The organism is Methanogenium organophilum (assembly GCF_026684035.1).
Classification (GTDB): domain Archaea; phylum Halobacteriota; class Methanomicrobia; order Methanomicrobiales; family Methanomicrobiaceae; genus Methanogenium; species Methanogenium organophilum.
Genome location: NZ_CP113361.1, coordinates 1683560 through 1705524, shown reverse-complemented (window position 1 = coordinate 1705524; position 21965 = coordinate 1683560). Strand labels below are relative to the sequence as shown.

Here is a 21965-nt window from a genome sequence, read left to right as displayed (position 1 = left end):
TGAGATTATTCATAATCACCGGAATATGGAAAATATCGATACAAAATCCCCAAATCACCGCATTTTATATGTAGATGACGAAAATGCACTCTTATATGCCACGCAACGCTATTTTCAGCAAGAAGGTGGCCTTAGCATAGATACTGCCGGTTCTGCAGATGAAGGATTCCGGAAAATCGGGGCAATCCGGTACGATGCTATCGTCTCTGACTTTGAAATGCCTGATATGAATGGCATTGAATTTCTTTCAGCCCTGCGTTCCGGCGGAAACAACACACCATTTATCATCTTCACCGGAAAGGGCCGTGAAGAAGTCGTCATTGATGCATTCAATGCCGGAGCGGATTATTATCTCCAGAAGGGGGGTCATCCTAAGGCGCAGTTTGCTGAACTATCCAATTCCATCCAGAAGGCAATTGAGAACAGAAAGGTAAAAGATGAAATCCGGGAAAAAAACGCTGAGATAGAGGAAAAAAACCGGGAACTCACCAAAAAAACCGATGAACTGCGCCGCAATCTTGATGAGCTTGAAAAAAGCAGAAACCAGCTGCAGGAGAGTGAACAGCGTGCACGCTCGCTTCTCGACTCATCTATCTCAACCATTGTTCTTCTAGACAGGAATGGCATCGTGCTGGATGCAAATGACGGCTACCCTGCCCGCTTCGGAAAGAAACGGGTAGACATTATCGGAACAAAGGTATGGGATCTCTTCCCTGATGCAATCAGAAAACAGCGAAGTGCATGGCTCAAACAGGTATTTTTGACGGGCAAACCATTCAAAAATGAAGTTTCATGGGACGGCATCTGGGATTACTCCATTGATCCGGTGTTTGACACAGACGGCACGGTTAAGAGTGTAACGATACACGCAACTGACATCACACAGCGCAAACAGATGGAGGATGAAATCCGGACCAGTGAAACCCTCTACCGGACTGTCGTGGAAGACCAGACGGAATTTGTCTGCAGGTTTTTGCCGGACGGCACACACGTGTTTATAAATGATGCCTACTGCCGTTATTTCGGAAAGACACGCCAGAAACTCATGAGAGCTAAATTCAGGCCGGACATTCCGAAAGAAGATCTCATGCGTATCACGAAAATGCTGCAGACGCTTACTCCGGCCCATCCCGTTGAAACCATCGAAAACAGGATTGTGATGCCGGATGGCACCATCCGGTGGCAGCAGTGGAGTGACCGGGCCATCTTTGATAAGAACGGCAGCGTAATGGAATATCAGTCGGTGGGGAGGGACATCACAGAGATAAAAAATGCCGAGAATGCCATATTAGCGGCAAACAACAAGCTCAATCTGCTCTCTTCCATCACCCGTCATGACATCCTCAATCAGCTGACTGCTCTTCTGTTGCTGGAGGAATTCCTGAAAGAGGACATCACTGAAGAGCAGCCGTCCAGCTATGTCGATGCAATTATTGACGTCACCAATAAGATCGAGGAACAGATACAGTTTACCCGCGACTATCAGGATCTGGGACATATTAAGCCTGCATGGCAGGATCTCCGGATAGTTGCCGATCAGGCAGGCAGGCAGTCGCTGTCGTGTAATATCAGGACAGATATTGATGTGAATGGAGTATTTGTATACGCCGACCTTATGCTTGAGAAGGTCTTCCAGAACCTCTATGACAATGCCATCCGCCATGGGGAAACAGCCACTCATATCCGGATTTCCTTCCGAAACGATGGCGCCACCGGTATTATTACCGTCGCGGATGACGGTATTGGCGTTCCCACCAATAAGAAACAGAAAATATTTGATCGCTATACCGGTTCCAATACCGGACTTGGACTCTTCCTGGTTTCGGAGATCCTTGCCATCACAGAGATCACGATACGGGAAAACGGAGTGTTCGGGGAAGGATCCTCGTTCGAGATATTGATACCCGAAGGGAAGTGGAGACGTGACACAGAATCTGTTCCTGACCTGCAATCAGGAAATACCTGATCCACCGGCCTGCCTCCCGACATATTTCGACGATATCCTGAATACCGGGAGAATATGCCACATATAGACCCCATTCCAATAAATAACCGCACATCACCCCCAATTAACCGGATTAAATTAATTGCGGAGTAAAGGATTAAATCCTGTCCTGTCTACTTAGTAACGCATGAGTAACATCACTGTCAGCCAGGAGGACTGCACAAAATGCGGAGTGTGCGTCAAAGTATGCCCGGTGTCAATCATCTCGATGAAAGAGAATAAACTGCCGATGATTGCAAAAGACCTCGAAGACAAGTGTGTCAGATGCGGACACTGCGAGGTATTCTGCCTGTTTAATGCTCTGGAAACAAATTTTGAAGGTGAATATCCGTTATCCATGAATCAACGGGCTCCGGACATTAAACCGGATCAGCTTGCAAAATTCGTTCAGACACGCAGGTCTATCCGTCATTACCGGAAAAAACCGCTCAAACGTGCACTTATTGAGCAGATGCTGGACGTCATCCGCTACAGCCCGACCGCTGCAAACAGCCAGCGGGTGAAATGGATTGTTGTCCATGACCCGGAGAAGGTGCAAAAGATTGCAGCCCACACCGTCGAGTGGATGAAGACTGAGGTGGAGAAGAGGCCAAACCATCCCTACTCCCTCCAGTATAACGGTATCATCCGGCGGGCAGGGCTGGGAGAGGATGCCGTCTGCCATAACGCACCCCACCTCCTTATCGCTATGATACCGAAAGGGAGTACCTGGACAAAGGCAGACCCCATCATTGCACTGTCCTACTTTGAACTGGTCGCAAAAGGGTATGGAATTGCGTCCTGCTGGAATGGATTTTTAAAGATTGCAATGGAGGAGTACCCCCCGATGCGGGAAGAGCTGGAAATTCCGGAGGGCTACATGCCCTCATATGCCCTCACCTTCGGCTACCCGAAACAGCGGAGCACCGGTGCCGCACCTAAAAGAAACCCGCTGAGCATCAAATGGATCTAAAATCCATCCTGTGATCCGGAAATAATATCAATAAAACCTATTTTTTTGGTAACTGCTGAAATCCCATACGCATCCTGAGTATTTCGATACGGGTGCCCATTGCAGTGCCATGGGAGAAACAGTCATTGCAGTCTGTTATCTGCGTCCTGGGAAGGGAATGCATTCTCTGCAATCCCACATATCAGGAACTTTGGTTCTGTGATTCTCAAAAAAATTATTTAATTACGGGTTTCGTTCATGATCCGTTCTGTCTCATTAAACACCTTCGTGATTGACTCAGCCGGTGGCGGTGTCATCTTACTGACCACGTAGATTGCAATGAGGGAAAGAATGAACCCCGGAATGATCTCGTAGATGCCAAAGAGCCCCACCTGTTTCCAGATGAGAACGGTCAGGCCACCGACAACAATGCCCGCAAGCGCCCCCTGCCGTGTCGTTCTCTTCCAGAAGAGAGCCATTAAGAGGAGCGGGCCAAACGTTGCCCCAAACCCGGCCCATGCATAGGAGACAATGTAAAGACAAAACTTTCCGGGTCCAGTCCCAGAAGAACCGCAAGGATGGCCACTACAAGAACAGAGATCCGGCTGATCCAAATCAGTTCACGGTCACTTGCCTCCTGCTTGAAAAAGGAGGTCTAGAAGTCCTGTGAAACAGCGGACGCACTCACAAGAAGCTGGGATGAAGCGGTACTCATGATTGCCGCAAGAATTCCACAGAAGACAATGCCTGCAAGGAACGGGAACAATACTTCACCGGTCATCAGCATGAAAACCGTCTCAGAATCAGCACCCACCAAAGGCTGGCTCAAAAATACCCGACCGATGATACCGATGGCAACAGCAGCACACAGGGAGATGATAACCCAGACCATTGCTACCTTCCGTGCCTCACTCACCTGCTCTGCTTTCTCGATTGCCATGAACCTCACCAAAATATGGGGCTGGCCAAAATACCCGAGTCCCCAGGCGAGCATCGAAGCAATCGCAATGATTGTCAGGGGATTGCCATCCGCTCATATCCGAGGCCTCGCCACTGAGCGCGGCCACATAGCGGTTCAGACCGCGTCCGCCGAGAATATAGTCGCTCACGGTTGTCGTTCGTTTATAATACAAAAACCCGGTCGTGACCATCACGCTGAGATAGACAACACACGTGGTGATTATTCAGGTGAATGTTAAAAACCATCCCTCCCATAGAAAGAATTACCCATATGTATGAACTGGTCTCCCCGGTGAAGCCACTTGTCGTCCTGAAATATCTCTCCATCCTGGTGATTGGAGCGGGGGCAATGCTCCTCGTGCCTCTAATTGTTGCCCTCTATTTCAGTGAATATACAATTGCAGGCACTTACATACTAATCGGGTCCGTCATTATTCTCCTGGGATCTCTCTTTCACCGCCTGCTGCCGGAAGGAGAACTGGAGTGGAAAGAGGCACTCATCATTGCAGCAGTCATATTCCCGTTTGCCGCACTGCTGAGTGCCATTCCCTTCACCTTCTCGGCCGGCATGCCCTTTCTGGATGCGTATTTTGAAGCGGTATCCGGTGTGACAACGACCGGGCTCTCCGTTGCTCCCGCCACGGTGGGGCCTGCGTTTCTCTTTGCACGGTCATGGCTCCAATGGGTAGGCGGCATCGGGATCATCATCATTATCCTCATGGTATTCATCCCGCCGGGCACGAGCGCCCACCGCCTGTATGCCATCAACAGCCCGGAGACACCGCTGCGCCCCGGTGTCACCGCAACGGCGAAGCTGCTGGTGCAGATCTACTGCCTTCTCACGGTCGTGTCGTTTCTCATCCTTGTTGCGGGCGGGATGCCCGCCTTCGATGCTGTCTGCCACGCCCTCTCGGCCGTTTCCACCGGGGGATTCTCCACAAGGGCGGATTCTGCAGCCGGATTTGCCGGACTCACCATCCCGTTTCTGATCACCATCAGCTGCCTGATGGGTGCTTTTAATTTCAGCCTTTATCCCCGGATAATCAAGGATAAAAATGCCCTTTTGTCAGACATTCAATTCCGGTATTTTCTGCTCTTCGCCGCAATTGGAATTCTCCTCGTATTTTTCACGCTGACGGAAACCATGAATCCTGCCGAAGGATTATCCGTCGCCTCATTTCAGGTCATCTCCGCACTGAGCACAGCAGGATTTTCCACCGTTGATATCGGCACCCTTCCTGACGGAACAAAGGCGGTCCTCACTGTTCTTATGTGGGTGGGTGGATCAGTGGGATCAACTGCAGGAGGCATCAAAATTCTCAGACTGGTTATCCTCTTAAAAGTGGTTCATCTGGTCTTTATCCGCTACTTCCTTCCCCGTGAGGCACTCACCCCGCTCAAACTGGGAAAAGATGTGATTGAAACCGAGATGGTCTACAATATCCTCACCTTTGTCTTTCTCTATTCCCTTGTACTGGTTTGCTCCAGTTTCCTTTTTATGCTCTATGGATTCTCCCTTGACAATGCACTCTTTGAGGTATCCAGTGCCCTCGGGACGGTCGGCCTTTCCTGCGGCATCACCAGTGCTGCGATGCCAGACATTCTGAAGGGCGTATTGATCATTGATATGCTTCTGGGAAGAATTGAGATCGTACCGCTACTTATCCTGGCGTTTCCGAGGACGTGGGTAAAAAAGTAGCAGACAGACAGTAAAATACCAGGGGCAGAGGAAGAACACCTCACCAACAAGGATAGCGCGGACAGGTATTACAACGAATTCCAGAGAAAACGCAAGGGATTATTTATGGTTTAATTTTGGGGGCCAATGCAACGGAGGATTATTTGCCACTCATTCGCAATTTCGGATAACAATTAAATCAATGAAGACCCATTAACGCCTATCCCATCACACGATGGGGGGTGTATTGAATGAAATTACAAAAAATGCTGGGTCTCATGCTAGTGGTCGCGGCAGTGCTGGTCGCCGGATGTACCACTTCCGAGCCTCCGGCAGCAACTCCAACTCCAACTCCAACTCCTGCCACTACGCCAACACCGGCAATGAAAACGATAGTAGAGACTGCAGAGGATGCAGGGTCTTTTACGACCCTTCTTACAGCAGTCGATGCTGCAGGGCTTACGGATACGCTCTCAGGGGAGGGACCATACACCGTGTTTGCTCCCACAGACGATGCTTTTGCAGCGCTACCTGAGGGGACGGTTGATACACTGCTGGAAGATCCGGAAGGACAACTCACAGACATCCTGCTCTATCATGTGGCAGACGGGAAATACATGGCTGCGGATGTCATAACGATGGACACCATCGATACCCTGCAGGGCAGTGTATTGACCATTGACACCTCGGACGGAGTGATGGTGGATAGTGCAAATGTCATCATCACCGATGTCGAATGCAGCAACGGTGTCATTCATGTCATTGACGCGGTAATGATTCCACCGGAAGCATGATAACCTAATCATCTCAATTTTTTCTGTGAGTGTTCTTCATCCGGGATTAGAGGGCTTTCCCACCCCTACCAGACCATCCAAAAAATAACGGCAAAAATCCCCAATTCCCGCACCGCGACGTCACGTGGATCTGCCGGACGCTCGCGGAGATAGAAGAAGACCGACGCCCGCTTTGAGGCCCGCATCCACACTCGCGAGGTGGGTGGGATTGTGGGGGGCAGTAGTGGTGTGAGCAGTGCAGTGGTATGGGGGGGTGAATCCCTCAAAATCCAATTCAATACAGAATTCTCTGAGTAATTCCTGAACTCATATATAACATTGAACATGCATGCCCATTTCATGGAGGGGATAAGCCACATACTTCCCAACCCACTCCACCACACCCTCATCGTCAACCAGCCAGACGATCATTTCAGATTCGGCGTTTTCTTCATTTCGCATAGTTTTTTGGAACACAAGTTTTGGATCGGTATATTCTGAGGAATTGTCATATATTGAAACTTCATCGGCCATCAGAATCATTTCCGGCAAAAAAGAGACTGAACGTTCATACCTATCCCGGATTTTCTCTTCCGGTACATCATGTCCCCCATCTCTATGTCGGGATTTGACGTGGGCAACATTGATATCGGGATCTTTTGTTGTAATATATGCCAGATGAATCCTGTACCCTTCTTCCTTCGCGAATTTCATCATATCCAGACGGCTTTCATGAGAGAACACCGTCTCCCATGCAACGTTTTCTCCTGCTAATATCAATTCTTTCAGTTGTCTTTCGGTCGGTTCCCGTGCCCGGATTGACTTTTCAATCCCATCTGGCAGATATTTTATAATAGGATCTTCACGTTCGCAATAATCCGGACTTAAATAATAATAGAGTCATCTAAGAGAAACGGGGCCATTATTGTGGATTTACCGGATCCGTTTGGCCCGGCAAAAAGATAGAAATCTTTCATCGGAATTATCGACCGTGCGTTTTACCGTATGTCCGACGGGATACTTTCCTTAAAATTTTGTCCGTTTCGGTAAATGAGGGAATAAAACCGCTCTCGCTCCACTTTGTTTTGGCGAAAATTTTTCTACTCTCCGGGGAAAGTCGTCCCATAATCTGAGATTTTTCTGAATCCTTAATCGCCATGCAAGCCAATTTGAATATTTCTGTGTGTTCCCCAACCGGTATGTATTTGACACCGGCATCCTGAACACCAACAGAGGTAGATTTATCCGTTTTTTGGTAATCATCTCGCCCAGAGTACTTCTTTTTGGGTGATGGTGTGGAACTCATAATGGCTACCTGAGATACAAATAGTCATACCCTTAGATACTATTTATTTCTAATCCAGATTCTATTATCGTGTTTAAATTCCGGGAATTTATCCTCACCACTTTCAACCCCCGCCCGCTCTACCGATAGAACTCCCCACCCCCCTCAAACTTCAGGTATACCAGGACAAATTCTCCATGAAACTTACAGTATACTGTAACAAATTCCTAATTAAACTTACAGTATACCATAAGTTTATTCTATTTGTTCACCGAATTGAGTATCATGCAGGAGCTCACGAAGCTCGGGATAACTGAGATCCTCAACGACTGGAACTACTGGAAACGGGACTTTGAAGCATATGTCCCGAGGACTGAATATCTCAATACAATTCGTCGTTTCAGGAAATCCGGCGAGATCATCGTCCTTACCGGCATCAGGAGGAGTGGAAAATCAACGCTCTTAAAGCTTGAGATGCAGGACCTCGCACAACATGTGGGAAAAGAAGCGCTCCTGTACATAAATTTTGAGGACCCGCGGTTCGGAGATACCATCGATACCCGGACCCTCGATATGATCTTCGAGACGTACCGCGAGACCATCAATCCCGATGGTGATGTATTTATCTTCCTTGATGAGGTGCAAAATGTCAATGGCTGGGAAAAATGGGTTCGGACTGCGTATGAGTTGCAGAAAGCGAAGGTCTATGTAACGGGTTCGTCATCACGGCTGTTATCGGGTGAGATTGCTACTTCGATTTCCGGCAGATATCTCCAGCTGGCTGTGTACCCTCTCACATTCAGTGAATTTTTGGCATTTCAGAATGTGGAATGCAAAAATATCATGGATTATTCCGCGAAAAAGATTGAGATACACCGCTTATTTGCAGAATATCTACGATACGGAGGATTTCCCCGTGTTGCATCGATAGATGAAGACCTGAAAAAAGAGGAATTGGTGTCGTACTATAATACGATACTCCTGAAGGATATACTCTCACGGTTCAGGCTCAGAAACTTTGAAAAGCTCAAAAAACTGGCCCGCTATCTTCTCACGAATGATACAAAACAAAACAGCATCAACAGTATCACGAGAGCGCTGAAGTACAACTACCAGACTGTTGAGGATTACATCGATTACCTCAGGCAGGTTTATATGGTCTTTGAACTGAGAAACTTCAGCTATTCTCTCAAAAAGCAGCTCATCTCGGATACCAAATATTACGCCATCGACACCGGGTTTGTGAATGCCGTCTCATTCTCATTTTCCCAAAACATCGGGAGGCTCTATGAAAATGTCGTCTTCAACGAACTGATGCGCAGAGGCAAAACGACCTTTTTCCTGAATGAGGGCGGTTCCGAGTGTGATTTTATTGTGCAGGAGGGGAATGCCATCACCGGGGCATACCAGGTCTGCTATGACCTGAACGAACAGAATCTGCAACGGGAGACCTCCGGTCTGGTCATGGCCTGCAAAACATTCGGTCTCACCAGGGGATCAATCATCACTGAGAGCACCATCAAAACCACCGTTGAAGACGGGGTGGAGATACGGATTGTTCCCATAACGGTGTTTCTGCTCGGGCTGGCGGAGGAGGTGTGAGGGGGGTGTGAGGGAGGTGGTAGCTGGCGATGGATTCATGTCAGTGGCATTCCGCCTTTGGTAACGGATTATGAGCACAGAAATGACCACATGGAATACCGGTTGTGGTCTTTGCTAAATGTCGAATAGGGCTGCAAGATTGCTCCTGCGCCCCTATTCGACGAGAAGTACTGGTTCTCAGACATTTGTTTGAGAGCTCCTTTATTTGTTTGTGATGAATAAAACTGGAGCTCCCATACGATCGATCTTTTATCCGCTATTTTCTTATAGGATTTCTACAAGGCCGATTTACTAAAAACTTACATCGATTCTTTGGTAGGTCAATTGTATTGTGGACTATTCTTTCTGCGGATAGTAGGATGAAATAGCGATCGATCGGGTGCAATAAAGTACTTGCGGAAAAGGGAGGTTAATAGAAATTCTCTATAATTTATGGAATTATTTCTAATTGAATTGTTTACCATTTTTAAGGATATTGATTCCGATTATGAGACCTGATTATAGTTGAATGTGTAAGTTCGCTCAGATAAGGATTGCCTATATATTCAGCTGGTTCTGTAAGCTATTTTCTTGATTAGAATATTTTAAATTGTTGAACTGAATCTTGAAATTTTATTATCCATTTGTTTATCTCAATCACACAAAAATACATTCTCTTCGTTTATACGGAATATTTCTCAAATCCTTCCCTCATGAAAAACTGAGATGTCCGTCCCTCACTTTTGATCATTATAACCTCCGCTTCGGCAAGTCTTTTTATGTGCCAGTGTACTGAACTCTTGTCAATGCCGATAATACCCGATACAGATTTATTCGAGATACCTGGTCTTTCGTTTATCACGTGAATTATCCGTTTTGTGGTCTCGTTTTTTGAGAGAGCCGTAATAACCATCTGCTCGTGAGTGTACCGAGACCCATTTAAAAAATAACAGTACGTGTGGCCGGTTTTCACAGAGACCACATCACGGTTTTTCTCAAGGATAGAGAGATGATACCTGATAGTTCCGGTATTAATCCATGTAAGAGTATTAATTTCGGTTGCTGTACTTCCCGGATATTCACGTATAATCTCAAGGATTTTTCTCCTGTTTCCGTTGGAATTTTTCTCCTTTATTTTCCCCGATATAAGCGGGATGTATTTTAGAAGGCATAAGGATGAGGCGGCCGCGCCTGCAAGAACGGATGCCTTAATCCACAAAGGCACGTCATCAAAGCTTTCGGGTCCGTCAGTTCCTGAAGAGTCTATATAATCCCCCGGAACAGTCGATCCGGTTATAATATATTCGTCGTCTTCACTGGGAAAAGGGGTCGCTGAAACCGCCTTCGCCAATATAATTATGACGATTAGGCTGAATAAGAGGTTCTTTGGATCATTTAGTTCAGAAAAAATATTTCTGTGTTTCATTGATCTCCTCTCCTTCTACTGCATACCACCATTCACCCATCTGAAGTCCACCTTCCTTCCTGATGAAAAAATAGATCTGCCCGTTTGTATGTCCGTCAAAATTGTCATAAAAAGGCCCAAAAGATCTGCCTTCAGGTGAATAGACATTCAGGCTTAGATTAGACAACGGGTTCTTCCATTTGAGGTTGATATTGAGTGCGGTCGTGTACGATGTAATATTCTGGCTGTGCCAGTTGATTTGGTTTTCTTCTATATGTACGGGATCTTTAGGCCACCCTTTCTTCCAGCGGCTTACCCTCTCTTTTTGTTCGTCCGTAAGTTCATCATAGAACTGGGGCCATGCCTTCTTCAGGTATTCTCCAATAGTGATATCAGATCCCTCAAGTTCGTTCATTACCTTCAGCTGCTCCTCGGTCGCTTCTGCTGACACGGCCTGTGCCGGTGTAATGGGAATTATAATTAAAAGAAAAAGCAGTAATGCTGCTATAAATCTGAAAATGGCTGTATTCTTTTCTTTTTCATTTATATTCATGTGCCCCCTGCCTCAACGATAATTAATTTTATGAAAATCTCCTGGCATTGAATCAGAGATAGTTTTAATCTACTTTAGAAAGTGAGGACATATAGTATTTCTCTGAGAACTGTCCAACAATTCTCAGGTGAATACCGGATTCTGATTGTTAGTTGGACAGAAATGAGATTTAATATATATTCGTTAATGGCGACAGTTAAATCCGATGAATCCTTCTCCTGGCAATAAGATAATTTCAATGTTTTTATATTGCTGTTATCTCTCTGTATACTTGGCCCGGCTGCTTCTGCTGTCGGGATCTCCGGCGAAAAGAAAACGATCTTTACGGCTGAAGAGGGAGCATACATCTCTTCTGCGATAGATTCAGGGAACATTTTAATATGTGAAGTATATCCTGATCCTGATAAGGATGATGCCTCCAGCTGGTCAAGGTTATACCTGTATAATATCAGCGAAGGAACTCCTGAAGAATTGTTAATTCATCCATCTCCGTCTCTTTCTTTATATCATCATCTTGACATCAATGAAAACATTGTAGTATGGGTGGCAAAATCCGAAAGGGACTGGGTTGAAGGGCAGTTTGATGTATATGCGTATAATTTGGATGAGAGAAAATCTCCTGAAAGAATCGCGGAGAAATTCTATTCTGTCAATGGCATTGCAAAATGTAATGATAAGATCATTATTACAGGAAGGAATTCAGCTACAGAAACTCGAGACTATGATCACGGGGAGATATTTGTATATAATCTGGTAGAAGGAAGCCTTACTAAGTATGAATTGCCAGGTTGTCAGTCATGGGTGGCGGTCTCCGGTAAAAACCTTATATTTCAGGATACCAGATATGGTCAGTTAAAAAACACAGTTCATCTAATGAACTTCGATACAGGCAAAACCCGACAAATCGGTGATGAAAATAAAGGAGTTTATTCTAATCCCGATATATCCGGTGAAAAAATAGTCTATAAGTTCGATGAAAATTTTGGATCATTTTTGAAAGATAATCCACCTCAAAAGGTCTTAATGACTGATATATTCACAAACGAAATGACTATTATTGCATCACCTGATGCACAAGTTGCAAGCCCGAAGATTGACGGGAACAACATAGTGTGGGCCGATAAGAGAAACAGGGTTTACTACTCGGTGAGGCTTTATAATATCAATGAAGAATACGAGATTCTGATTTCAGATACAAATGGTACCTCCGGGGGTTCGGTCGAAATATCCGGAGATTCTGTTATCTGGAAAGATTTGGTAAACGGACGAAATGTCCTAAAATTGATAAAGCTAGATTTGCCAAAAACTTCTGCAACTCTAACCGAAATACAGCAGACAATTGAAAAAGGGGTTGCTGAAACTGATAACGGGGAAAATTCAACACAAACCGCAGGACTATTTTGGGGTTTTTCATTCGCAGGAGTGATTTTTGGTTTGTGTTTTATTTCCCGAAGAAACATTGTTATTGAAAACTGAGAAAAGGCAGTCTCTTAAAACCCACTTTTCAGAATCAATTTGGTAATTAAGCATCCGGTATTTAAGAAGCCGGATCGTATAGCATCACTTTGAAATCCACATAAAAAAGTATGTAACTTTGTTTTGATCAGGCTGAATAATACATGGGGCCTGCGGCATCTGAATCTTCGGTATCAGGATCTAATGAGTAACTCCATGCATTTGAGGTGTAGTAGCCTGACGGGAGCCAGAATTTCGTGTTTTCTGCATTGACATATCCATCTCCATCAAATTCGCTAAAAGCTGTTGAACTTACAATTTGATCTGCACTGTTTTTCAGTTTTACTTCAATATAATGATAGTACGGTACTCCGTCATGAACAGTCGAATCACCACTATAAATTATCCTGTTTTCTCCACTGCTTATATCAGCATTTGTTGTCATTGAGGCTTTTGAATCTTTATCCACAGATCCCGGAGATTCCGGCCAGCTCTTTTTCCAGTTATCAACTTTTTTCTTCTGTTCGTCTTTCAGTTCGTCATAGAACTGCGGCCACACCTTCTGGAGATACTCCCCGATGGTGATATCCTTTCCTTCAAGTTCGTTCATTATTTTCAGCTGCTCGTCGGTCGCTTTTGCTTCGAGTGCGCTCGCCGGCGAGCAGACCACAAATGCAAAGATCAGAAAAATTCCGATCAGTGCATATTTTTTGTATCCTTTCATTGTTTTCATCCTGTGCCGTATTATAATCTGACACAATTTATGGGATTTGTTCATCAGAATAAATACAATTTCTCTGATTACCGTCCAACAATTATGGGATAAAAAATAAGCTTTGACAGATTGTTGGACGAAAGTCAGGTACATAATATATCTATGCAGGCAGATAGCTGTTATCCGATGAATTATCCATCTGTCTTCAAAAAAAAGCCCCCGCAATTCCTGATACTAGTATTATTCCTCTGCATCCTTGCCCCGGCTGCTTCTGCTGTCGGGATCTTCAGCGAAGAGACGACGATCTTTACGGCAGAAGAGGGCACTTACATCTATGCCGCGATCGATTCAGGGAACGTTTTAATCTGTGAAGTATATCCGGAGACGGATGATATACCGGGATGGTCTAAATTATTCCTGTACAAAACCAGCGGATCAGGACTCGAAGAACTATCCGTTGACAATCCTCCTGATTTCAGCCACCAGGATATTTACGGAAATATTGCCGTTTGGAAGACAAAATCTGAGGAAAGAAATTGGTTTGAAGGGCAGTTTGATATATATGCATATAATCTGGATGAGAGAAAATCCCCTGAAAGAATCGCGGAGAAATTCAATTCGATCGATGGACTGACAATAGGTCAAAACAAGATCATTATTACAGGAAGGAATTCAGTCGCAGAGACTTCCGACTATGACCACGGAGAGATATTTGTATATAACCTGGAAGACGGAAGTCTTACCAAACATGAATTGCCGGGCTTTCAGTCAACAGTTGCTATTTCTGGAAAATATCTTGTTTTTCGCGATAACAGATATGGACAGATGACAGCCATGGTATATTTAATGAACCTTGAAACCGGTGAAATCCAACAACTCGGCGATGAAAGGAAGGGGTTATATTCTTCTCCCGATATCTCCGGCGACAAAATTGTCTACAGGTTCGATGAGGATTTTGGGTCATTTTTAAAAGACAGTGCTCCCCAGCAGCTTCTTATGACAGATATTTCCACAAACGAAACAACTGTTATTGCCTCACCCGGTGTGAGAATCAGGAGCAGTCCGAAGATCGACGGAGACAATATTGTCTGGACCGATAAGAGAAGCGGCAAGTATTCGGTATGGCTCTACAATCTCAAAGAAGGAAGTGAGATTTTGATCTCCGTTACAGATGAAGAGTATGGAGGTGCAGCTGACATCTCTGGAGATACCGTTATCTGGACTGACATAGTTGATGGACGGGATGTCCTGAAAATGATAAAGCTGGATCTGCCAAATACTTCCGTAACTCTAACAGAAACACAGCGGACAATTGAAAGAGATGCGGCTGAAACCATTGATCAAGAGAACACAACACAGGCTGCAGATCTTTTTTCTGGAATTCCGGTACTTGCAGTCATTTTAGGGTTGTGTCTAATTACCCTAAAGAAAAAATGATCATTTTTCTGAATGAATTCTTTTAATAAATCGAGACCAAGCCCTCTCGCTTCTTTTTCCACTGTTGAAAATCCACTTTAAATGCAGTTTCGAGTTATGACCTAAGTTTGCCATTTGACCTCTAGAGGAACTTCATGCCCAAAAATCTCCAAAATAATCGCTATTGAATTTGACAGTAGAGTCAAATTTGTGAGAAAAATGCAAGTTTTATTGTCTGAATGTCAGTGCCGCATGAAATTTGAGCTCAAAATGAGGAGATTTTTGGAATATTTTTATGAATACCTAGAACTGTCAAATTCTATTTCGCCACAATTTGAGGAAATTGAGTGAAGTGGCAAACTTAGGTTATGAATTATTTACAGAGGATTACTATTATCCCATTTTTTAAAATCCCACCAATAGCTACAGAATCTTACTTCATTTAATCCGTTTCACCCAGCTGGATTTCATCTTTATCAGATAGTTATCGCTCTATGCTCTTTGTTTTTCAATGGTCCTCAACTGATAGAGATTATAGCAAAATGCAGAGAACGTATTCTTGACTCTTACTCTGGCCAGTTTGGTGACTTTCACTGCTCCTGCTTTAAATACCGTTTTGATAGCAGCAACCGGTCTTTCTCCTTTGGATCTTTTTCGGGTGATTCTTTCGTTACGAAGCATATCATTGATGCCAATCGGGTGATTTCTGCCCCACGTTTCATCGTTGCGTTAAATCCCTTGCATCTCGCCCCTTGCTATCCTCTGTCGCGATAAACAACTTCTCCTTTCTCAGACAGTTCGACTTGGCTGTCATGATCAGAAAAAGTTGTTGTCGAAATTCTTCGAATCAGATCACAGTCCCTGTCAACAAAGGCATGGAGTTTGTATCCAAAGTGCGATGTCCCTCCCTTCTTTGTCCATGCCGTCTTTGCTTCTTCTTGTCTTTGCCTCATCTCCTCGGAGAGTATCAGAAGTAGAATGACCGGGATCGGAATGGATGGATGTCACATCCTGAATCATGCCTTCCTTGATCGTGAGGCCTTTTTCATCCAGCTGACGCTGAAGCTCAGTCCAGATCGCAGTATCTTTTCCTGCTGTAAAGAGTCTTTCACGGAAGAGCCAGATTGTGGATCGGTCCGGGATTATATCAGGAAATCCAAGGAACTTTCTAAATGATATGCGAACATTCGCCTGGCGCTCAAGTTCGGGATCAGAGAGACCGCGCCATTGCTGCAGAACAAGCATTTTGATCATGAGGATTTCGTCAAGATTGGGACGACCTCCTTTGTCAGTTTTATTTGAATAGAATTCTCCCACAATTGGACGAAATTGTTCCCAGTCGATCAGTTTCTCAACTTCACCTAACTAATCCCCTAATTCAGCAATACGCTCATATTCAGATTTTATTGCAAAATTAGTAAAAGTGCTCATGAATCAGTGATTGATCGGGTGCAATAAAGTACTTGTGGATAAGGGAAGTTGATAGAAATTCTCTTTTATTCATATAACACACCAATTCACTCCCCATTCCATTTTCTGACCATAATAAGGCAATGTTCAACCTAAAACCGACCATTTCCACCTGTTCTTCTTCCTCTCTTCAACCACCATATCCTCCAAAAACCCCACCCAACCATTATATCCCTCCCCACCCTCATCTCACCCATACCAAAACCCCTCAGAGGCCACACCCGTGACGCCCGAGATCATCCTTGTCCTCATCGTCCTCGCCGCAACCATCGTCCTCTTCGTGACGGACAGGATTCGCGTCGACGTCATCGCCATCATCATCATGCTTACCCTCGGGTGGCTCGGGCTCGTCAGTCCCGCCCAGACCTTCTCTGGGTTTGCGAGCAACGCCGTCGTCTCCATTATGGCCGTGATGATCCTCGGGTATGGCGTTGACCGGACCGGGCTCATGATCCGGCTCGCACGACGAATCGTGCGGGTCGCGGGGGCTGGCGAGCAGAAACTGATGGTCATCATCTCCGCCGTAACGGCCGTGATATCGGGGTTCATGCAGAACATCGGATCTGCGGCGCTCTTTCTCCCCGCCATCCTGCGCATCTCCAAAAAGACCGGCATCCCCCGCACCCGGCTCGTCATGCCGATGGGGTTCATGGCCATCCTCGGGGGGACCATCACCATGGTCGGGTCGTCCCCGCTCATCCTCTTAAACGACCTCCTCGTGCAGGCGGGGCAGTCACCGTTCGGCATCTTTGCCGTCACCCCCGTCGGTCTCGCCCTTCTCGGGGCGGGCATCCTCTACTTCCTCCTCTTTGGCCGATATATTCTCCCGACAGAAGACCGGGACGGGAGAAAAACGGCGGGCCAGCAGGAGATCATCGAGACATGGCAGCTCCCGCGAAAAATGCACCACTTCATCGTACCGAAGGAGAGCCCCATCGTCGGCATGACACGGGAGGATGTCGCCCTCAAACGCCGGTACGGCCTCCACCTCGTTGCCGTGAAGACCGGGCGGGATATCCTCTACGCACCCTGGCGCTACTCCGTCTTCGCCGAAGGGCAGGTTCTCTCCCTTCTCGGGATCGAGGAGGATACCGAACAGTTTGTTGAAGACTACATGCTTGTCCCCGTCGGTGACCCCGAGCGCCACACCGAAGAGATAGACGAGGAGCACGGTGGCCTCGCCGAGATCATCGTCCGACCCCGTTCCCCGTACATCGGCAAGACCATCCGCGAGGTTTCATTCCGGAAAGAACACGGCCTCGAGGTGATCCTCTCCCTGACCAAAGAGGGTGAGCACCGCCGCGACACGGCCGACATCCCCATGCAGCCGGGCGACACCTTCGTTGTCTTCGGCCCCTGGGAGCGGATCGCACGAATAGGTGAAGGGCCGGAGTTCGTTCTGAGCTCGGTTCCCGAGGAGACCGGGGTTGAGACCGCAAAGGCGCCGGTGGCCCTTCTCTGTCTTGCAGGCGGCATCGGCCTCACCTTCACCGGGATGTCCATCGGCCTCGGCCTCCTGACGGGCGCCCTCGGGATGATCCTCGGGGGTGTCATCACCATCAGCGAGGCCTACCGGGCCATCGACTGGCGGACCGTCTTTCTTCTCGCAGGACTCATCCCCCTCGGTCTTGCGATGGACCAGACGGGGACCGCCGCATTCATCGCCGATGCAATGATGGGCCTCCTTGCCGCGGCCCACCCCTTCCTTATCCTTATAGGCATCGCCGTTCTCGCCACATTCTTCAGCCTCTTTATGTCGAATGTGGCGGCAACCGTCCTCCTCGTGCCGCTCGTCATCATCATCGGCATCGACACCGGCCTCGATCCCCGCGGCCTCGCCCTCCTCGTCGCCATCTGCGCCTCAAACTCGTTCGTGTTGCCGACGCACCAGGTCAACGCCTTCCTGATGACGCCGGGAGGCTACACGAACGCCGATTACCTCCGGGCAGGCGGGGGCATGACCGTGCTCTTCCTCGTCCTTGCCGCAGGATTGATTTATATATTCTTCGTCCCATAGAGGCAGCATCGACACCGGAATGATTGCCATGCTCTTGAAACAGTTCTTTATCGAGAAGATCGCTCACAGTTCGTATCTCATCGGCGGGGAGCACCACTGCGCCATCGTGGACCCGAGCCGCGACATCGACTGGTATCTCGGGGCGGCCGAGACAGAGGGGCTGAAGATCACGCATATCCTCGAGACGCACCTGCACGCGGACTTCGTCTCGGGCCATATGGATCTTGCCGACGTGACCGGGGCCCCCATCTACGCACCGGCCGCGGGCAACTGCGCCTTCGACCACGTGCCGCTCTCCGGGGGCGACACCTTCGCCATCGATCACCTGGCGTTCTCGGTTCTCGAGACGCCCGGCCACACCCCCGACTGCCTCGTCTACTGCGTTGCCGACACCGCACGGGGGGAGACACCCGTCGCCGCATTCACCGGCGACACGCTCTTTGTGGGGGATGTCGGGCGCCCGGACCTCTTTCCGGGGCGTGCCGAAGAGCTTGCGGAGAAACTCTACACGAACCTGCACACCAAGGTGATGACCCTTCCTCCCGAATGCCTCGTATTCCCGGCGCACGGGCAGGGTTCCCTCTGCGGAAAGGCGATGGGGGCGATGCGGTTTTCGACCATCGGCTACGAGAACCGCTACAACCCGGCGCTCAACATCGCCGGGACCGACGCCTTCATCCAGTCGCTCACAGTCGGCATGCCGCCCGCACCCGACCACTTCGCCCGGTGCAGCGACATCAACCGGCAGGGGCCCGCACTTGTGCGGACCCTCCCCGTCCTGAAAGTGCTGACCCCGGCACAGTTCCATGCCGAGATGCAGCGCGACGACACGATCGTGGTGGATATCCGGAGCTATACGGCCTTCGGGGGGCAGCACATCCCCGGCAGCTACCACATCGACATATCCGGAAACTTCCCGACCAATGCGGGCTGGGTGCTCCCCCCGGAGAAAGACATCCTGCTCGTCACCGAGATTCCCGTCGAGGCACGTGAGGCACGTGAAGCCGTGACGTACCTTCGCCGCGTCGGCCTCGACCGTGCCATCGGTTATCTCGAAGGCGGTACCCACGCCTGGGTGAGCGCCGGGTATGAAACGGACACCGTCCCACAGCTCTCGCCGGAGAAGGTGCATGCAAAACTGCAGGAAGAAGGGACCGTGCTCGTCGACGTCCGGGCTGCAGACGAGTATAACATACAGCACATCCCGGAAGCGGTGAACATTCTCACGATGGATCTGCGGACGCGGGCCGCCGAGCTTGACCCCGCCCGCCCGACGATTGTGATGTGTGGTTCGGGCATCCGGTCCAGTCTCGCCTCCAGTCTCCTGAAACAGCAGGGATTCACCGACGTCTCCAACGCCGCCGGAGGAATGCGGGGGTACATCGCCGCCGGATTTTTCCCGGCGTGAGAGGGGGAGCGGTACTGAGGAGGAAATACAGATGGACTGGACACCGTATCTTGCGGGAGCGGGCATCGGCTGCCTCTCCTGGGCAGCGTTTCTCCTCTCGAACCGGCCGCTCGGCTGCTCGACCGCGTATGCCCGTACAAGCGGCATGATTGAACGCCTCTTCCGGGGCAAAAAGACCGAAGAAAAGCCCTATTACCAGAAGTTCGCCCCGGAAGTGGACTGGGAATGGATGCTCGTCGCAGGCATCTTCGTGGGAGCGTTCGTCGCGGCGGTCGCGACCGGAGGGTTTGCACTCGTATGGGTGCCGACGCTCTTCGGCGAGACCTTCGGCTACGACTCCGGCCTCCGGCTTGCCGTCGCTTTTGCTGGCGGCATCCTGATGGGCCTCGGGTCCCGCTGGGCGGGCGGCTGCACGAGCGGCCACGGTATCAGCGGTACCCTGCAGCTTGCGATATCGAGCTGGATCGCAGTAATTGTCTTCTTCCTCTCAGGGATTGTGAGTGCATTCCTACTATACGGGGTGCTCTGGTGAGGAGGGAAACGGATGTTTAAAGACCTGCACGAAGACAAAGGGCGCCAGCGGATTCTCGGGTTTGTCCTCGGCCTCGGGTTCGGCGTCTGCTTATACGCGGGCGGCGTCACCGAGTATGACGTCATCCTCGGTCAGCTCCTCCTGACCGACTTCACCGTGGTGAAGGTGATGCTCACTGCGGTCGTCGTCGGGATGGTGGGCGTCTATGCGATGAAGTCCCGCGGGATGGTAGAACTCCATCCCAAACCCGGCTCCGTCGGCTCGACCGTGGTAGGCGGTATCATCTTCGGGATGGGATTTGCCGTCCTCGGCTACTGTCCCGGCACTGTCGCAGGGGCCGTGGGCCGGGGTGCCCTCGACGCCCTTGCGGGCGGGGTCACGGGCATTCTCGTCGGTGCCGGGATCTTTGCGGCGGCATACCCCGCACTGGATGAAACGGTCCTCTCGAAGGGGGTCTTTCGGTCAATGACCATCCCGGACGCCCTCCGGGTCAACCCGTGGTATGTCATCATCCCGGTGACCGTCCTGATCATCTGTCTCCTCGCGGGAATGGAGTATTTCGGCCTGTAGGACGGCGACGACGAAGTATATATATGCTGCATCCCATCATCTGCCCATGAACCTCGCGTCCGTCGATCTCTACGCCACCTTCTTTACCGTGCTCCAGGTACTCACCTTCTTCTTCGAGATGGTGGGGGCGGCGCTCATCATCTACGGCGGCATCCGGGCGGCCGTGCAGGTGGCCCTTCTCGAAACGAAGCGAATCCGGACCCCCTATAACCAGATACGGATGCACCTCACGAGCAGGATCGTCTTCGGCCTGGAGTTTCTCATCGCAGCAGACATCCTCGCAACAGTCCTCAATCCGTCACAGGAGGAGCTGATCATGCTCGCGGTGGTCGTCGTCATCCGAACCGTCTTGGGCTACTTCCTCGAAAAAGAGGCGATCGAGTTCGAGATCACGTAACGAGTAACCCTCCCTGCTTATCGGTGACACCAGACGCAGGCGGCATGTATATACCCATTCGTGAAAAGAAAGGGAACCGAGGAGCCATTATGCGGGTCATCATTGTGGAAGGAAGTGCACTGGGTATCAACCTTGCACGGACACTAATCCAGACAGGGTCAGAGGTCATTCTCATCGAACGTAATCCAAACCGGGCAAAAGAGCTGTCAGAAACCCTTGACTGCACCATAATCAATGCGGAAGGTACCCGTCCCGACATTCTGGAAAAAGCAGAGATTGAGAATGCCGATGCCATCGTCGCATGCACCAGTCATGACCAGGACAACATCATCATCGGGCTGATTGCCAAACAGTTCAATGTCCCGGAGATCATCATCACCACCGATGACATCCAGTTTATGACCGTCGCAAAACGGCTTGGATTTCATCATGTTGTCAACTCCCCCCAGACAACATCAAACAGTATTTTCCACACCCTTCGCGGCATTGATACCATCGAATTGTCGACCATGATGCGAGGAGATGTCCGGTTCATCAGCGTCATTGCAGGAAAGAAATTCGCTGGTACCCCCCTTACAGAGGTGAGACTTCCCAAAAAGAGCATTTATATCGGGATCTACAGAAACAGTGATTTTCTTCTGTATACCGACAATCCCACCATTGAGGAAGGAGATGAGATCCTGATCACCACCCGTGTCGAATTCATCGATAAAATCTATAGGGGGTTCAAAGGTGATGAGGAAGAAACAGATATGCCATAGAAACCATATTGCGCATTTTCCTCCAACCGGACAACAATAACCCCAACGAAAGA

At 48.8% G+C, this 21965-nt stretch carries 19 protein-coding genes and 3 pseudogenes; 14 read left to right on the top strand and 8 right to left on the bottom strand.

What is annotated here, in order from left to right:
* Positions 1 to 25 precede the first annotated feature (25 nt).
* Positions 26 to 1966, top strand: coding sequence for a hybrid sensor histidine kinase/response regulator (locus tag OU421_RS08515; protein WP_268185669.1), 1941 nt, complete (start codon positions 26 to 28; stop codon positions 1964 to 1966).
* Positions 1967 to 2132: 166 nt separating this feature from the next.
* Positions 2133 to 2957, top strand: coding sequence for a nitroreductase family protein (locus tag OU421_RS08510; RefSeq protein ID WP_268185668.1), 825 nt, complete (start codon positions 2133 to 2135; stop codon positions 2955 to 2957).
* A 218-nt stretch (positions 2958 to 3175) separates the two neighbouring features.
* Here OU421_RS08510 and OU421_RS08505 read toward each other — a convergent pair whose 3' ends face one another.
* Both OU421_RS08505 and OU421_RS08500 read right to left on the bottom strand, forming a co-directional pair.
* Positions 3176 to 3550 (bottom strand): sodium:solute symporter family transporter, encoded by a 375-nt coding sequence (locus OU421_RS08505; protein WP_268185667.1) that lies wholly within the window; start codon positions 3548 to 3550, stop codon positions 3176 to 3178.
* Between the two features lie 41 nt (positions 3551 to 3591).
* Positions 3592 to 3930, bottom strand: a complete 339-nt coding sequence (locus tag OU421_RS08500) for a sodium:solute symporter family transporter (RefSeq protein ID WP_268185666.1) — start codon at positions 3928 to 3930, stop codon at positions 3592 to 3594.
* Positions 3931 to 4128: 198 nt separating this feature from the next.
* Between OU421_RS08500 and OU421_RS08495 the strand changes: the two genes are divergently transcribed.
* A complete protein-coding gene (locus tag OU421_RS08495; protein WP_268185665.1) occupies positions 4129 to 5595 on the top strand; it encodes a TrkH family potassium uptake protein in 1467 nt (488 codons plus the stop codon).
* Positions 5596 to 5825: 230 nt separating this feature from the next.
* Positions 5826 to 6368 (top strand): fasciclin domain-containing protein, encoded by a 543-nt coding sequence (locus tag OU421_RS08490; protein WP_268185664.1) that lies wholly within the window; start codon positions 5826 to 5828, stop codon positions 6366 to 6368.
* A gap of 306 nt (positions 6369 to 6674) precedes the next feature.
* Here the strand turns inward: OU421_RS08490 and OU421_RS08485 are convergent, their stop codons facing one another.
* Both OU421_RS08485 and OU421_RS08480 read right to left on the bottom strand, forming a co-directional pair.
* Entirely contained in the window at positions 6675 to 7064 is a 390-nt protein-coding gene (locus OU421_RS08485; protein WP_268185663.1) for a hypothetical protein, read from the bottom strand.
* Between the two features lie 265 nt (positions 7065 to 7329).
* Positions 7330 to 7653, bottom strand: coding sequence for a hypothetical protein (locus tag OU421_RS08480; protein ID WP_268185662.1), 324 nt, complete (start codon positions 7651 to 7653; stop codon positions 7330 to 7332).
* A gap of 264 nt (positions 7654 to 7917) precedes the next feature.
* On the opposite strand from OU421_RS08480, the gene OU421_RS08475 reads away from it, so the two are divergent.
* Entirely contained in the window at positions 7918 to 9234 is a 1317-nt protein-coding gene (locus tag OU421_RS08475; RefSeq protein ID WP_268185661.1) for an ATP-binding protein, read from the top strand.
* Between the two features lie 661 nt (positions 9235 to 9895).
* Here OU421_RS08475 and OU421_RS08470 read toward each other — a convergent pair.
* Together OU421_RS08470 and OU421_RS08465 are read right to left on the bottom strand one after the other, a co-directional pair.
* Positions 9896 to 10639, bottom strand: a complete 744-nt coding sequence (locus OU421_RS08470) for a winged helix-turn-helix transcriptional regulator (protein ID WP_268185660.1) — start codon at positions 10637 to 10639, stop codon at positions 9896 to 9898.
* Positions 10614 to 11069 carry a hypothetical protein gene (locus tag OU421_RS08465; protein ID WP_268185659.1) on the bottom strand — a complete coding sequence of 152 codons (456 nt, stop codon included), beginning with the start codon at positions 11067 to 11069 and terminating at the stop codon, positions 10614 to 10616. The genes OU421_RS08470 and OU421_RS08465 overlap by 26 nt, the downstream gene beginning before the upstream one ends.
* Before the next feature lie 351 nt (positions 11070 to 11420).
* Here OU421_RS08465 and OU421_RS08460 point away from each other — a divergent pair, with 351 nt between their 5' ends.
* On the top strand, positions 11421 to 12647 hold the full coding sequence (locus tag OU421_RS08460; protein ID WP_268185658.1) for a TolB-like translocation protein: 1227 nt from the start codon (positions 11421 to 11423) through the stop codon (positions 12645 to 12647).
* Between the two features lie 127 nt (positions 12648 to 12774).
* Here the strand turns inward: OU421_RS08460 and OU421_RS08455 are convergent, their stop codons facing one another.
* A complete protein-coding gene (locus tag OU421_RS08455; protein WP_268185657.1) occupies positions 12775 to 13350 on the bottom strand; it encodes a hypothetical protein in 576 nt (191 codons plus the stop codon).
* A 177-nt stretch (positions 13351 to 13527) separates the two neighbouring features.
* Here OU421_RS08455 and OU421_RS08450 point away from each other — a divergent pair, with 177 nt between their 5' ends.
* Complete coding sequence (locus OU421_RS08450; RefSeq protein ID WP_268185656.1) at positions 13528 to 14778, top strand: hypothetical protein; 1251 nt, start codon at positions 13528 to 13530, stop codon at positions 14776 to 14778.
* Positions 14779 to 15249: 471 nt separating this feature from the next.
* On the opposite strand, the pseudogene OU421_RS08445 reads toward OU421_RS08450, so the two are convergent.
* Positions 15250 to 16188, bottom strand: a pseudogene (locus OU421_RS08445) (IS5 family transposase).
* Positions 16189 to 16507: 319 nt separating this feature from the next.
* Between OU421_RS08445 and OU421_RS08440 the strand changes: the two are divergent.
* The 7 genes and pseudogenes from OU421_RS08440 to OU421_RS08410 all read left to right on the top strand — a co-directional run bounded on the left by OU421_RS08440 (position 16508) and on the right by OU421_RS08410 (position 21912).
* Positions 16508 to 18244 carry an SLC13 family permease gene (locus OU421_RS08440; RefSeq protein ID WP_268185655.1) on the top strand — a complete coding sequence of 579 codons (1737 nt, stop codon included), beginning with the start codon at positions 16508 to 16510 and terminating at the stop codon, positions 18242 to 18244.
* Positions 18245 to 18263: 19 nt separating this feature from the next.
* Positions 18264 to 18752 (top strand): annotated as a pseudogene (locus tag OU421_RS08435) (MBL fold metallo-hydrolase); the annotation flags it as partial.
* 87 nt (positions 18753 to 18839) lie between these two features.
* A complete protein-coding gene (locus OU421_RS08430) occupies positions 18840 to 19652 on the top strand; it encodes a rhodanese-like domain-containing protein (RefSeq protein ID WP_268187887.1) in 813 nt (270 codons plus the stop codon).
* Between the two features lie 22 nt (positions 19653 to 19674).
* Positions 19675 to 20184: pseudogene (locus OU421_RS08425) on the top strand (YeeE/YedE thiosulfate transporter family protein); the annotation flags it as partial.
* A gap of 12 nt (positions 20185 to 20196) precedes the next feature.
* On the top strand, positions 20197 to 20754 hold the full coding sequence (locus OU421_RS08420) for a YeeE/YedE thiosulfate transporter family protein (protein WP_268185654.1): 558 nt from the start codon (positions 20197 to 20199) through the stop codon (positions 20752 to 20754).
* A 46-nt stretch (positions 20755 to 20800) separates the two neighbouring features.
* Positions 20801 to 21151 (top strand): DUF1622 domain-containing protein, encoded by a 351-nt coding sequence (locus tag OU421_RS08415; RefSeq protein WP_268185653.1) that lies wholly within the window; start codon positions 20801 to 20803, stop codon positions 21149 to 21151.
* 89 nt (positions 21152 to 21240) lie between these two features.
* A complete protein-coding gene (locus OU421_RS08410; RefSeq protein WP_268185652.1) occupies positions 21241 to 21912 on the top strand; it encodes a potassium channel family protein in 672 nt (223 codons plus the stop codon).
* The last annotated feature ends 53 nt before the right edge of the window (positions 21913 to 21965 follow it).

Coding starts and splice junctions, on each gene's coding strand:
- OU421_RS08490 (WP_268185664.1), top strand. CDS start 5,826: ATGAAATTACAAAAAATGCTGGGTCTCATGCTAGTGGTCGCGGCAGTG.
- OU421_RS08510 (WP_268185668.1), top strand. CDS start 2,133: ATGAGTAACATCACTGTCAGCCAGGAGGACTGCACAAAATGCGGAGTG.
- OU421_RS08450 (WP_268185656.1), top strand. CDS start 13,528: ATGAATTATCCATCTGTCTTCAAAAAAAAGCCCCCGCAATTCCTGATA.
- OU421_RS08470 (WP_268185660.1), bottom strand. CDS start 10,639: ATGAAACACAGAAATATTTTTTCTGAACTAAATGATCCAAAGAACCTC.
- OU421_RS08495 (WP_268185665.1), top strand. CDS start 4,129: ATGTTAAAAACCATCCCTCCCATAGAAAGAATTACCCATATGTATGAA.
- OU421_RS08500 (WP_268185666.1), bottom strand. CDS start 3,930: ATGCTCGCCTGGGGACTCGGGTATTTTGGCCAGCCCCATATTTTGGTG.
- OU421_RS08515 (WP_268185669.1), top strand. CDS start 26: ATGGAAAATATCGATACAAAATCCCCAAATCACCGCATTTTATATGTA.
- OU421_RS08480 (WP_268185662.1), bottom strand. CDS start 7,653: ATGAGTTCCACACCATCACCCAAAAAGAAGTACTCTGGGCGAGATGAT.
- OU421_RS08420 (WP_268185654.1), top strand. CDS start 20,197: ATGTTTAAAGACCTGCACGAAGACAAAGGGCGCCAGCGGATTCTCGGG.
- OU421_RS08475 (WP_268185661.1), top strand. CDS start 7,918: ATGCAGGAGCTCACGAAGCTCGGGATAACTGAGATCCTCAACGACTGG.
- OU421_RS08415 (WP_268185653.1), top strand. CDS start 20,801: ATGAACCTCGCGTCCGTCGATCTCTACGCCACCTTCTTTACCGTGCTC.
- OU421_RS08485 (WP_268185663.1), bottom strand. CDS start 7,064: ATGATGAAATTCGCGAAGGAAGAAGGGTACAGGATTCATCTGGCATAT.
- OU421_RS08410 (WP_268185652.1), top strand. CDS start 21,241: ATGCGGGTCATCATTGTGGAAGGAAGTGCACTGGGTATCAACCTTGCA.
- OU421_RS08455 (WP_268185657.1), bottom strand. CDS start 13,350: ATGAAAGGATACAAAAAATATGCACTGATCGGAATTTTTCTGATCTTT.
- OU421_RS08430 (WP_268187887.1), top strand. CDS start 18,840: ATGGGGGCGATGCGGTTTTCGACCATCGGCTACGAGAACCGCTACAAC.